Annotated in this window: 12 protein-coding genes; 10 read left to right on the forward strand and 2 right to left on the reverse strand. The window is 68.8% G+C overall.

From position 1 onward, the window contains the following. Positions 1-1445: hypothetical protein (locus ABD882_RS04870; protein WP_345184937.1), on the reverse strand; the 1445-nt coding region annotated here is incomplete at its 3' end. Between the two features lie 481 nt (positions 1446-1926). On the opposite strand from ABD882_RS04870, the gene ABD882_RS04875 reads away from it, so the two are divergent. The 9 genes from ABD882_RS04875 (at position 1927) to ABD882_RS04915 (ending at position 10945) form a co-directional block, all read left to right on the forward strand. After that, complete coding sequence (locus tag ABD882_RS04875; RefSeq protein WP_345184939.1) at positions 1927-2667, forward strand: response regulator transcription factor; 741 nt, start codon at positions 1927-1929, stop codon at positions 2665-2667. A 202-nt stretch (positions 2668-2869) separates the two neighbouring features. Continuing rightward, positions 2870-4345, forward strand: a complete 1476-nt coding sequence (gene leuC / locus ABD882_RS04880; protein WP_345184941.1) for a 3-isopropylmalate dehydratase large subunit — start codon at positions 2870-2872, stop codon at positions 4343-4345. Between the two features lie 2 nt (positions 4346-4347). Then, the gene (gene leuD, locus ABD882_RS04885; RefSeq protein WP_345184942.1) at positions 4348-4944 is read left to right on the forward strand and encodes a 3-isopropylmalate dehydratase small subunit; all 597 of its coding nucleotides are present in this window, start codon (positions 4348-4350) and stop codon (positions 4942-4944) included. A gap of 75 nt (positions 4945-5019) precedes the next feature. Then, positions 5020-6378, forward strand: a complete 1359-nt coding sequence (gene murA, locus ABD882_RS04890) for a UDP-N-acetylglucosamine 1-carboxyvinyltransferase (protein WP_345184944.1) — start codon at positions 5020-5022, stop codon at positions 6376-6378. Position 6379: 1 nt separating this feature from the next. Continuing rightward, complete coding sequence (locus ABD882_RS04895; protein ID WP_345184946.1) at positions 6380-7132, forward strand: lysophospholipid acyltransferase family protein; 753 nt, start codon at positions 6380-6382, stop codon at positions 7130-7132. Continuing rightward, on the forward strand, positions 7122-8270 hold the full coding sequence (locus tag ABD882_RS04900) for an NAD(P)H-dependent glycerol-3-phosphate dehydrogenase (protein WP_345184949.1): 1149 nt from the start codon (positions 7122-7124) through the stop codon (positions 8268-8270). The genes ABD882_RS04895 and ABD882_RS04900 overlap by 11 nt, the downstream gene beginning before the upstream one ends. Beyond that, on the forward strand, positions 8176-9258 hold the full coding sequence (locus ABD882_RS04905) for a D-alanine--D-alanine ligase family protein (protein ID WP_345184950.1): 1083 nt from the start codon (positions 8176-8178) through the stop codon (positions 9256-9258). Before ABD882_RS04900 ends, ABD882_RS04905 begins: the two co-directional genes overlap by 95 nt. A gap of 88 nt (positions 9259-9346) precedes the next feature. After that, positions 9347-10255, forward strand: coding sequence for a LysR family transcriptional regulator (locus ABD882_RS04910; RefSeq protein ID WP_345184951.1), 909 nt, complete (start codon positions 9347-9349; stop codon positions 10253-10255). Between the two features lie 108 nt (positions 10256-10363). After that, a complete protein-coding gene (locus ABD882_RS04915; RefSeq protein WP_345184952.1) occupies positions 10364-10945 on the forward strand; it encodes a hypothetical protein in 582 nt (193 codons plus the stop codon). Between the two features lie 17 nt (positions 10946-10962). Here the strand turns inward: ABD882_RS04915 and ABD882_RS04920 are convergent, their stop codons facing one another. Next, positions 10963-11496, reverse strand: coding sequence for a DUF3515 domain-containing protein (locus tag ABD882_RS04920; RefSeq protein ID WP_345184953.1), 534 nt, complete (start codon positions 11494-11496; stop codon positions 10963-10965). Between the two features lie 101 nt (positions 11497-11597). Here ABD882_RS04920 and thiL point away from each other — a divergent pair, with 101 nt between their 5' ends. Then, entirely contained in the window at positions 11598-12566 is a 969-nt protein-coding gene (thiL, locus tag ABD882_RS04925; protein ID WP_345185826.1) for a thiamine-phosphate kinase, read from the forward strand. The last annotated feature ends 2 nt before the right edge of the window (positions 12567-12568 follow it).

Genomic DNA, 12568 nt, shown 5'->3' on the forward strand with positions numbered 1-12568 from the left:
GCAGCCCCGATCGTCACAGGAATCCCTGTCCCGATCGTCACCGCCGACGCTGCCTTCGACACCACAGGAGCCACCGGAGCTGTGTCATCGATCGTGAAATAGCACGGCGCCGAGAAGCCGCTGGAAACGAACTGGTAGTCCGAGCCTTGTGCCCGCCACGAATACTCATGTCCGTTAGTCAGCGACGAAGTGCTGTATGACCACGAAATCACGGGTCCGGCTTGCCTCGGTGTCGTGTACTTAAGAACCTGAGTATTCGTCGTGACGTCTTGCAGGTAGAAGTCGTCCGCGACGTTGCCGCCGTCAGGATCGGTCTCGCTCACCTGAACGGTCATCGTCTGGTTGCCGTTGAACTTCACAGGAGTCGACGACGATGTCGAGCACAAGCGCGTGGGCGTCACGAACTGCGGGCTCGTAGGGGTGTTCGGTGGCGTGTCGTAATTGACGTACAGCGTGGCCGCGCGATCGAAGTGCCGACGGGTGTAGTCCGTCGGCCCGAAGAGGAGGAACTGCACCACGCTCTCCCCGATCTTGGATTGAAGTGCAGCTCCGACATCCCAACCCACGGGGACCGCGGCGCCCGGGTTGTCGCATGTGCCAGGATTCTGCGAAGCGAACGCGGGATTCCACGGGCCCGATTGCTGATTCCACGTGAAGCCCGCGGCCTGCGGACCGTACACCTCGATGGAAATCGGGTTCGTCGGGCAAGCGTCGATGGAGAGTTGCGTAGTTGCGAGCGAAGCATTGACGACTTTCTTGCCAGCAAGTGCGCTGATAGGAAACTCGAAGATCATGTACGAGTTCCACTGCGCATAGGCTCCAACTCTCAATACGTCTGAGTTCGCCGGGTCGAGATAGGACTGATCGGGGTATGCGGCATCGGTATACCAGGAAGCGGCGATTCCGGACGACCAATCCGGATCGACATAAATCGGGTACTTGACGTCGGTGTGTGCGATCGTCTGCCCGATGTCCAGGGTGAGACCGCTCGTGTCGGTCGCGTGTGTGACGGGCCTGTCCGGCTCGTTCCCGCCCGGCCCGTCCGCGGTTCCACCTTGGGTAGAGTCCCACCAGAGAGGTGAGCCTGCAGCCGCAGTCGCTCCGTCGGGGGTGGTCGCCAGCATCCGATCGGCCGTCATGGGGGCAAGGGCCACGCCCGTTTCCGAGAGGCGGAACGCTCGCAGGCGCGGGTCGGACGCCGCAGTCGCATTCTTTACCACGAGCACGGTCGACATCCCAGAGGCGGTTGCCTTCAGGCGAATGTCGATGCCCGGGAGAGCCTCCACATAGGTTGCGGTACTGCCCGACACTGTCGGCGTCGGCAGGGTCCCGAAAGGCCAGGTTTCCGTAATCCAGGCCCCGCCCCTTGTCTGGACTTCGTCGAGCACGTTCGAACCGCCCGTCGCGAAACGGACCGGTAAGGCAGCGACCTGTGGCGCGAGCATGCCACTTTCATCCACGCTCAATGTTTCGTCGAGGTCGGCCCATGCGCCGCGCTGGTTCGCCCGAACTGGGACTGTATCCACTCGAAGCTGGAGGGTCCCATCGGGATTCGCTGACACCTCCGTGGTGCTTGTGGTCTCGCTTTCCACTCGTACGGCATGTCCGGTGGCACCCGCGAGTGAAATCGCCGCCGGCTCATCCGGTGCCGATTGGGGGCTGGTCTCGGATGCGGTTGGTACGGCACTCGCGTGTGCGTCAGGTTGTGGAGCTGCAAGCCATGCGGCGAGCGCACCCACGGAAGCTGCCAGAACGAACGCTGCGAGGGCTCGTCGAGATAGGGCCATGGCCCAGAGAATAGATAGCGGACGGGTGTCAGAACATAGGACCTAGGGTCCCGACTTTGCACGACCTCTCGCGCGTTCGACCTTTGTCCCCTATTCTCGGGCCTTGGGGGGACGACGGTTGGAGCGGAGGGGCTCTCGAATGGCCGCTGAGCATGGCACACGGGCGCTGAGCGGTGATTTACGTGGACGCATTGCTCCTGTCGCACTGGCTGAACTGATCGGCACAGTCATCGCCACTTACGATCGAGAGCTCACGGAACACCGGATCCGGGCGGGTGTCGCCGACTCAGGAGTCGCCAGGCGGGATGCGCGGATCGCTGGCATCGTGACTGACATCGTTGACCGATTCCGTGTGGTGCCACCCGAAGCGGGCCGGCGTCAAGATCTCGGCGCTAGCGCGGACGCAGAAGATTCCCCCGCGGGTGCCGAGGCGGCGATGTTGCTGTTCCGGATCTTGGCCCGCGAGATTACGGCGGCGCTGAACGAGGACCCGATCGAAGTGTCGGTCGTCGTGATGGCGCGATTCATGGACGAGGTCGTGCGCTCGCTCGAAGCGGATTCTTCCGAGGCTGTTCGGATCTTGGAATACCGCGAGGAATTGGACGCAGTGGCGTTGCACGCGCACGTGACTCCGCGGGAGGCGGCCATCTTCCAGCATCTCGTCTCGGGCGCGCCTCGCCTGCAGATCGCGGCGGAGTTGCACCTCTCGCCGCGGACGGTGAAGAACTACGTCAATACGATCGGCAAGAAGCTCGGCGCGCAGGGCAGATCGGCGCTCCTCCAGCGCGCCCGGGAGCTGCAGATCCTCGTGCTGATCCCGGTTGTTGCCGTCACAACGACGATCAGCGACGTCATCGCTGCGGCCTCGACGCTGACCTGATCGCTGGCGCCCGGTACGGGCGCCAGCGGCCGAGGGTGGGTGGGACACTCCTACCCTGCCCGAGGGTAAACTCGGGCGCATGCAGGCGGTGCCCCTTCTCCTTAGCAGCCGCGGCGAGACCTCGATCTAGGCCTTTCTCGCCGCGGAGTTGCACCCTGCTCTTCAGGGGAACGGCCGCACCACTACCCGGGAGAAGCAACGCATGACCATCGACGCATCCATTCGTCCTCGCACGCTGGCGGAGAAGGTGTGGGACGACCATCTCGTCGTGAAGGGCGAGAACGGCGAGCCCGACCTCATCTACATCGACCTGCACCTCGTGCACGAGGTCACCAGCCCGCAGGCCTTCGACGGCCTGCGCGCGGAGGGCCGGCCGCTGCGCCGGCTCGACCTGACGATCGCCACCGAGGATCACAACACCCCGACCCTGGCGATCGACAAGCCGATCGCCGACCTCACCAGCCGCACCCAGATCGAGACGCTGCGTCGCAACGCCGAGGAGTTCGGCGTGCGCCTGCACTCGCTGGGCGACGCAGAGCAGGGCATCGTGCACGTGGTCGGCCCGCAACTGGGCCTGACCATGCCGGGTATCACCGTGGTCTGCGGTGACTCGCACACCTCGACGCACGGCGCGTTCGGTGCCATGGCGTTCGGCATCGGCACGAGCGAGGTCGAGCACGTGATGGCGACGCAGACGCTGCCGCTCAAGCCGTTCAAGACCATGGCGATCACCGTCGACGGCACGCTGCGCCCTGGCGTCACGGCGAAGGACATCATCCTCGCCGTGATCGCGAAGATCGGCACCGGCGGCGGCCAGGGCTACGTGCTCGAGTTCCGCGGCAGCGCGATCCGCGCCCTCTCCATGGAGGGTCGCATGACGATCTGCAACATGTCGATCGAGGCCGGCGCCCGCGCGGGCATGGTCGCCCCCGACGAGACCACGTTCGCGTACGTCAAGGACAAGCCTCACGCGCCGCAGGGACAGGACTGGGATGACGCGGTCGCCTACTGGCGCACCCTGCTGACCGACGAAGGCGCGACGTTCGACGCCGAGGTGCTCATCGACGCCGCCGCGCTCGAGCCGTTCGTCACCTGGGGCACGAACCCCGGCCAGGGCGTCTCCCTGTCCGCCGAGGTTCCGAACCCCGCCGACATCGCCGACCCGAACGAGCGCTCCGCCGCCGAGCGGGCCCTCGAGTACATGGATCTTTTGCCCGGCACCCCGCTGAAGGACGTGAAGGTCGACGCCGTGTTCATGGGATCCTGCACGAACAGCCGGATCGAAGACCTGCGGGCGTTCGCGTCCGTCATCAAGGGCAAGACCAAGGCCGAGGGCGTGCGCGTCATGGTCGTCCCCGGATCCGCCCGGGTGCGGCTGGAGGCCGAGGCCGAGGGGCTCGACAAGGTCTTCACCGACTTCGGTGCCGAGTGGCGCTTCGCGGGCTGCTCCATGTGCCTGGGCATGAATCCCGACCAGCTGGCACCGGGGGAGCGATGCGCGTCGACCTCGAACCGCAACTTCGAGGGCCGGCAGGGCAAGGGCGGACGCACGCACCTCGTCTCGCCCCTCGTCGCCGCCGCCACCGCCGTGCGCGGCACGCTGTCCAGCCCGAGCGACCTGGAGGCGGGCGTTTCGTCTCGCTCCGCTCGCTCAACGACCGAGACGACGGAGGTCTGATCATGGAGAAGTTCACCACCCACACCGGGGTCGCGGCCCCGCTGAAGCGATCCAACGTCGACACCGACCAGATCATCCCTGCGGTGTTCCTGAAGCGCGTCACCAAGACCGGCTTCGAGGACGCGCTCTTCCACGCCTGGCGGCAGGATCCCGAGTTCGTGCTCAACCAGGATCCGTTCCGGAACGCGTCGGTGCTCGTCGCCGGCCCCGACTTCGGCACCGGATCCAGCCGCGAGCACGCGGTCTGGGCGCTGCGCGACTACGGCTTCCAGGTGGTGTTGAGCTCCCGGTTTGGCGACATCTTCCGCGGCAACTCGGGCAAGCAGGGCCTGCTCGCGGCGACCGTCGACGAGGCGGACATCGAGCGGATCTGGGCCCTGATCGACGAGGATCCTGGGCGGGAGATCACGGTTGACCTCGAGGCGCGGACAGCCACCATGGGCGACTTCCAAGCCGCGATCGAGATCGACGATTACACTAGATGGCGGCTCCTCGAAGGGCTCGATGACATCGGGCTCACGCTGCGCAACGAAGACAAGATCGCGCAGTTCGAGGCCCGTCGCGAGTCGTGGCGGCCACGCACGCTTCCTGTTCGCTGAACCGGGTGCGGCCGTGGGCCTAGGGCAACCGCCCGGCGGCTCCGGCTGCACTCGTTCCACAAGAAGAGGCCCTGAATGACGACACCGCTGCACGAATCCACGATCGCTTCGAAGCTCTCCGGTGATGTCCTGGCGATCCGCGGCGGGCGGCCGTTGCACGGCCGCGTGGATGTGAAGGGTGCGAAGAACCTCGCCACCAAGGCGATGGTCGCAACTCTCCTCGGTGAGACGGCGAGCACTCTGCGCGACGTCCCCGACCTGAGCGACGTCGCCGTGGTGCGCTCGCTGCTCGAGGTGCACGGCGTGCGGGTGACCGAGGGCGATGAGCCCGGGGCCCTCGTGTTCGACCCGAGCGACGTCGAATCGGCGCACTTCGAGGAGATCGACGCGCACGCCGGTGCCTCCCGCATCCCGATCCTGTTCTGCGGTCCGCTGCTGCACCGCCTCGGTCAGGCCTTCATCCCCGACCTCGGCGGCTGCCGCATCGGCGACCGCCCGATCGACTTCCACCTCGACGCGCTGCGCAAGTTCGGCGCCGTCGTCGAGAAGCTGCCCAGCGGCATCCGCCTCTCCGCCCCGAACGGACTCAAGGGCGCGAGCATCCACCTGCCGTACCCGAGCGTCGGCGCGACCGAGCAGGTGCTGCTCACCGCCGTGCGCGCGCAGGGCCAGACCGAGCTGCGCAACGCCGCCATCGAGCCCGAGATCATGGATCTGATCGCGGTGCTGCAGAAGATGGGCGCCATCATCTCCTACGAGCCGAACCGGGTGATCCTCATCGAGGGCGTCGAGACGCTCCGCGGCTACGACCACCGCTCGATCTTCGATCGCAACGAGGCCGCCTCGTGGGCGTGCGCGGCCCTCGCGACCGACGGCGAGATCTTCGTCGGCGGCGCGAAGCAGCAGGAGATGCTGACGTTCCTCAACGTGTTCCGCAAGGCGGGCGGCTGGTTCGACGTCCGCGAAGACGGGATCCTGTTCCGCCGCGACGGCCAGCTCAAGCCCGTCATCGTCGAGACCGACGTACACCCCGGCTTCATGACCGACTGGCAGCAGCCGCTCGTGGTCGCGCTGACCCAGGCGCCGGGCCGCTCGGTCGTGCACGAGACCGTGTACGAGAACCGCATGGGCTTCACCGAGGCGCTGGTCAAGATGGGTGCGGACATCGTCGTGCACCCGCACGGCCTGCAGGACGGTCCGCGTCGCGTCGCCCGCCGCGAGCTCGAGCAGGCCGCGGTCATCACCGGCCCGACCCCGCTGCACGGTGCCGAGATCGTCGTGCCCGACCTCCGCGGCGGGTACAGCCACGTGATCGCCGCACTGACCGCCACCGGCGAGTCGACGGTGTCCGGCGTCGACATCCTCAGCCGTGGCTACGAGAAGTTCCTCGACAAGCTCACCGCGCTGGGCGCCGACTTCGACGTGATCGGCTGAGATGCGCGCGACCGCCGAGAAGAGCCGCCCGAGCCTGTTCTGGTTTCTGGCGATCTTCGTGGTCCCGTTCGTCGGCATCGTCGCGAAGATCCGGATCCGCGAGCCGCAGAAGCTGCCGCACTCTGGCGCGTTCGTGCTCGCCCCGAACCACTATTCGGAGTTCGACCCGCTGATCGTCGCGACCGCGGTCTGGCGGCTGGGCAGGGCTCCGCGCTTCATGGCGAAGGAGAGCCTGTTCCGGGTTCCCGTGCTCGGCTGGGCGCTGCGCGGGACGGGCATGATCCCGGTCGCCCGGTCGTCGTCGGCGGCCGCCGCGAAGCACACGCTGCAGCAGTCCAAGGAGCTCGTGGAGCACGGTCGCGGGGTCATCGTGTACCCGGAGGGAACCCTCACGCGCGATCCGGAGCTGTGGCCCATGCGCGGCAAGTCGGGTGCGGTGCGCCTGGCCCTCGCCGGCGAGATCCCGCTGATCCCGATGGCGCAGTGGGGCACCCAGAACATCATGGGCCGTTACCAGAAGGGACTGAGCCTGTGGCCGCCGCGCAAGCGGGTCGATGTGCTGATCGGGGATCCGGTCGACCTCTCCGACCTGTACGGTCGCGGCAGCGAGCGCGCTGCGCTCGTCGAAGCGAACGACCGGCTGATGGCCGCGGTCACCGCCCTTCTGGAAGAGCTGCGCCACGAGAAGGCGCCTGCCGAGCGCTGGAACCCGGCCGACCACGGCCAGAAGGAGACGGGACGCCTTGACTCCTAGGAACCCGCCGCGCACCGCCTCCCTCCCGCTGGGTCCTCGGGTCACCGTGATCGGTGCCGGCAGCTGGGGCACGACCTTCGGCAAGATCCTCGCCGACGGCGGCGCCCAGGTCACGATGTGGGCCCGGCGGCAGGATCTGGCACACGAGATCGATGAGGCGAAGCGCAACTCGAAGTACCTCGCCGGGATCAACCTGCCGCGCACCATGAGTGCGACGCATCATCTCTCCGAGGCCCTCGAGGGCGCGGAGCAGGTGTACCTCTCGGTTCCCAGCCAGACGCTGCGCGAGAACCTGAAGGCGCTGCGGCCGTTGCTGCAGAATTCGGATGCGCCGGTCGTCAGCCTGATGAAGGGCGTCGAGCAGCGCACCGGTCTGCGGATGAGTCAGGTCATCGAGCAGGAGCTGCGCTGCGACCCGGATCTCATCGCCGTCGCCAGCGGCCCGAACCTGGCGCTGGAGATCGCGAAGGAGCAGCCCACCGCCGCCGTGATCGCCTCGAACAGCCAGGAGACGGCGGAGATCGTGGCCCGTACGGCCCGCAACCGCTACTTCCGCAGCTTCGTGAACACCGATGTGATCGGCACGGAGTTCGGCGGCGTGCTGAAGAACCTGATCGCGGTGGCGATCGGCATCGTCGACGGGGTCGGCTACGGCGAGAACACCAAGGCGTCGATCATCACCCGAGGCCTGGTGGAGATGACCGACTTCGCGGTCGCGAACGGCGCACAGCCGGGCACGCTGCAGGGTCTCGCGGGGCTCGGAGACCTGATCGCGACCTGCCAGTCTCCGCTCAGCCGCAACAACACCGCCGGGCGCCTGCTCGGTCAGGGATACAGCTTTCAAGACGTGGTCAAGCAGATGCAGCAGACGGCCGAGGGACTCGCGTCCGTCGATCCGATCCTGCAGCTGGCCCGCGCCGCCGGCGTGGAGATGCCGATCGTCGCGCAGGTGAAGATGGTGCTGGACGGCGCCATGGATCCGCGCGACATCGCCCCGCATCTGACCACCGACGACGACACCCCGCAGGGGGAAGGGACGGGCAATGGACAAGCAGACGGTGGTGGTGCTCTTCGGAGGGCGCTCCAGCGAGCATTCGATCAGCTCCGCCACGGCGGGAGGGGTGCTCCGCGCGCTTGACCGCGTGCGCTACGACGTCATCCCCGTCGGCATCACGCGCGAAGGCGCGTTCGTGCTCGAAGAGGATGACCCGGACAAGTTCCCGCTCGACGCGGCGCACCTGCCCGAGGTCGCCGACAACGGCACCCGGGTGCAGTGGCCGGAGCCGGGCGGGACCCGCACGCTGCGCGTGACGCGCTCCGACGGCTCGGTGCACGATCTCGGCGGCATCGACGTGGTGCTTCCCCTGCTGCACGGTCCGCACGGCGAGGACGGCACGCTGCAGGGCTATTTCGACACGCTCGAGGTGCCCTACGCCGGCGGCGGCGTGCTCGACTCCGCGCTCTGCATGGACAAGCACTTCATGAAGATCGCTCTCCAGGCCGCGGGCATCACGGTCGCGCCGTGGATCACCGTGCGCGCCCGGCAGTGGGAGCAGGACGCCGAGGGCGTGCGGTCTGCGGCAGCGCGCCTCGGGCTGCCGCTATTCGTGAAGCCGGCCCGGGCCGGGTCCAGCGTCGGCGTCTCGAAGGTGACGGATCCTGCCGAGCTCGACGAGGCCCTGCGGATCGCATTCGCCGAAGATGACAAGGTGCTGGTGGAGACCGGCGTCGCCGGCCGCGAGATCGAGGTCGCGATCCTCGAGGGCGAGACGGGGCCACGCGCGTCCCTGCCGGGCGAGATCGTGCTGACCTCGCGCGGCTTCTACGACTTCGAAGGCAAGTACCTCGGCGGCGACGGTGTGGACGTCGTCTGCCCCGCCGTGCTGACCGACGCCGAGATCGCCGCCATCCAGGATGCCGGGGTGCGCGCGTTCGAGGCCGTGGACGGCCGGGGGCTGGCGCGTGTGGACATGTTCCTGACGCCGGACGGCGGGCTCGTCGTGAACGAGCTGAACACGATGCCCGGCTTCACGCCGATCTCGATGTTCCCGAAGTGCTGGATCGCCTCCGGGCTGAGCTACCGCGACCTCATCACCGAGCTCATCGAGGCGGGTCTGCGCCGCTGACCCGACGCCTTGCGCGTTCCTGTCCGGAAGAGGATCCTGGCTCTGCGAGTGGGCCTGTGCCGAGGAGGATGAGCTGGACATCATCGCGTTGACCGCCTTCCTCACGGTCGTGCGCCATCGGCACTTCGGCCATGCCGCGGCCGAGCTCGGCGTGTCGATCTCCGCGGTCACCAAGCGGGTGCAGCGGTTGGAGGCGGAGCTCGGGATCCCGCTCATCGAGCGCGATTCCGGGGGCGTCATCGGTCTCACCCCCGCCGGGCGCCGCTTCCTGCAGTTCGCGCCGCGGGTGCTGGAAGCCGCGCAGGCCGCCCAGCTCGCGGCCGTCGCGGAGCCGGCCACGCGGCTGCGGGTCGCGGTCCCCGCAGGCGTGGACGCCGTCGCCCCGCTCATGCCGGCCGCACTCGCGACGCTGGAGCTCGCCCTCTCGCACGCCTATCCCGGCGTGGGCGTGGTCCTCGCTCCCACCCTGTTCGAGCGGCTCGATCCGGATCTGGTCTCCGGCGCCGTGGATGCGGTGCTCACCTTCGGCGTCTCGGACGTCACGGGCGTGACCTCGACCCGGCTCGGGGAGCTGAGGCGCGTCGGCCTGGTCCCGACCGGGCACCCGTACACCTATCGACGCAGCGTGCCGGTGGCCGAGTTCGCCCGGCAGCCGCTGTTGTACACCCCGGAACTGCCGCCGAGCTACATGGATCCGTTCGTCCTCGCCGATGTGCGACCGCTCGCCGAAGCCGTGCTGGTGCGCCTCCCCGCCTCGCGGACCTCGGACGTCGCCGGGCAGCTGCTCACCGGACCGGGGATCACCGTGATTCCCGCCGCTCTCGCCGCGGCGCTCCCGTCCGCGCTGAAGCGGGTCGAGCTCGACGGCGTTCCGGCGTGCTGGTACTACATGCATCACCGCTCGGCGGATGCGAGGCCGGAGCTGCTCGCGATGGTCGCGCTGTTCGCCGACTTCACGGAGACCATCACCCGCGCCGCGCACTCCGAGCGTCACTGATTCCGCCTCGCCCCGTTTCCGCCGCGGAAACGATCCCGCGTGCGGAGCCCCTCGCTGATAGACCTTCTGCATGCCGCACGATGCGGCGTGCAGAAGGGAGCAGGCGTCATGAGCTCACATCGGGGGATCGGTCCGCCGATCGTCATCGGCGGTGTCGGCGGCCTCGCCTGGGCGACGTCGCTGCGCGGCATGATGGCGCAGTTCGCGGGCGTCGATTCGACGTTCCACTGGTTCGCCACGTTCGGATTCATCCTGGTGCCCGGCACGGCAATGGGTGCGCTGCTGGGGTGGGCGTTCGCGCGTCGTCGCGACGGCAGGCGTCGAGGGGCGGCGGTGCTCGCGCTCGCGCCGTTCGTGATGGCCGCGGATCCGTCGACCCTCCCGCTGCTGGCGGCGTTCATCGGCGCCGGATTCCTGTTCTCCGGTCGCAGCAGGCGGTGGGTGCGGCTGCTGGCGGGGATCTCCTCCCTCGTCTTCCTGGCCGCCGTTCCCGTCGGGGCCGCGGTGTTCTTCGCCGACATCACCACGCCGCACGGAGCGTGGCTCATCCTGCAGCTGGCATCCCTGATCGCCGTACCGGCGATCGCCGAGATCGTGCTGCAGTACGCACCGACGCACACCGGCGAGGCTGCCACGAGCGACGACGAGGCCGTTCACCCGATGGCGGATCGACCGCGCGCGGCGGGCTGAACCCCCGGGAGGATCTCTTAGCCTGCCGTGCTCGGGGCGGGCGTCGGCGTCGCCGTGTCCGCCCCCGGGCGGGCGGTGCAGGCGTGGGTGGCGGGGATCGTGGCGATCGCTGCGGCGAGGCTCTTGTTGCCGATCACGTCGTTCGCGCTCACGCCCTTGTCCGGCTCGCCGGGCTTGCTGTTGATGTACAGCTGCACGGCGGGCTTGCGGCCGTAGGTCGTGAGGGTGAGGAACGGGCTCTTGGAGTCGTCCACGAGCCAGTCGATGCCCTGCAGCGAGATGCACTGCAGCGTGCTCGTCGGCTCGGCCTCGGGAAGGCCGCAGGTGAGCAGGACCACGGCGGGATCGCCCCAGGCGGCGGTCGCCTGCGCGTCGGTCCAGCGCCGGTCGTGGCCGTCGATGCTGGGTATGTTCTGCAGTCGTACGGAGACGTCGGCGCAGCGCGGATTGTTCGCATCGTCTGCGGCATTCAGATGCACGGTCGAGCTGCAGCCGGCCAGGATCCCCGCCGCGAGCACGACGAGGCAGGCGGCAGCGAGACGGCGGGGCATCGCTCCAGGCTACCGTTGACACCATGGCCGACCTCCCAGCTTCCGGTGCCGACGACCGTGGCCCCGACGTGGCGCACACTGCGGCGCCCGCCGACGATCCGATGATCGGTGAGGTCGGTGAAGGGCGCGTCCTGCAGACGATCCTGGCCCGCACGCCGGCAGGCGCCTACGCGCTGCTCGGCCCGGGCGACGACGCCGCTGTGGTCGCCGCGCCCTCGGGGTCGGTCGTGGTCACGACCGACACGCTCGTCGAGGGCCCCGACTTCCGTGCCGCGTGGTCAGGCGGCTACGACCTCGGCTGGAAGGCGGCCGCCGTGAACCTGGCCGATGTGGCCGCGATGGGCGCGCGCCCGACCGCGCTGCTGGTGGCTCTGGCGGTGCCGAAGGATCGCCGTCTGTCCTTCATCGCCGCGCTGGCCGACGGATTCCGCGACGCGTGTGCGGGGCTCGCCCCGGGATGCGCGGTCGTCGGCGGCGACCTGACGGTCTCGGCGACCCTGACGATCGCCGTCACCGCTCTCGGGGATCTGGAGGGCCGGGCACCCGTGACCCGTTCCGGCGCGGGTGTCGGCGATGATGTCGCGATCGCCGGGGAGATGGGGGCGGCGGGGCACGGGCTGTCGGTGTTGTTCCGGCGTTTCCATCAGGACGGCGTCGCCGTGCCCGTCGACCCGGCCGCGCTGGCCGAGGGGGAGAGCGAGGCCATCGCCGCGCAGCTCAGACCCGCCCCGCCGATCGGCCTGGGGCCGGTCGCGGCGATCTCGGGCGCGACCGCGATGATGGACGTCTCCGACGGCCTCGCCCTGGACGCCGGCCGGATGGCGGAGGCGTCCGGGGTGACGATCGCCCTGGACAGTTCTGCGCTCGGGGCGCATCCGCACCGTGCCCTGGCCGGCGGCGAGGATCACGCACTTCTTGCGACGTTCCCCGCGGGGCCGCTGCCGCCGGGCTTCCGCCGGATCGGATCCGTGCAGGCCGTGGTCCCGGGTGCGCCGGTGCTGTGCGACGGGGAGCCCGTGGGGCCGCTGGGCTGGGATCCGTATCGCGACGGAGGCACGGACGCGCGCTGAGA

This window comes from Microbacterium panaciterrae (genome assembly GCF_039541635.1).
Taxonomy (GTDB): Bacteria; Actinomycetota; Actinomycetes; order Actinomycetales; family Microbacteriaceae; genus Microbacterium; species Microbacterium panaciterrae.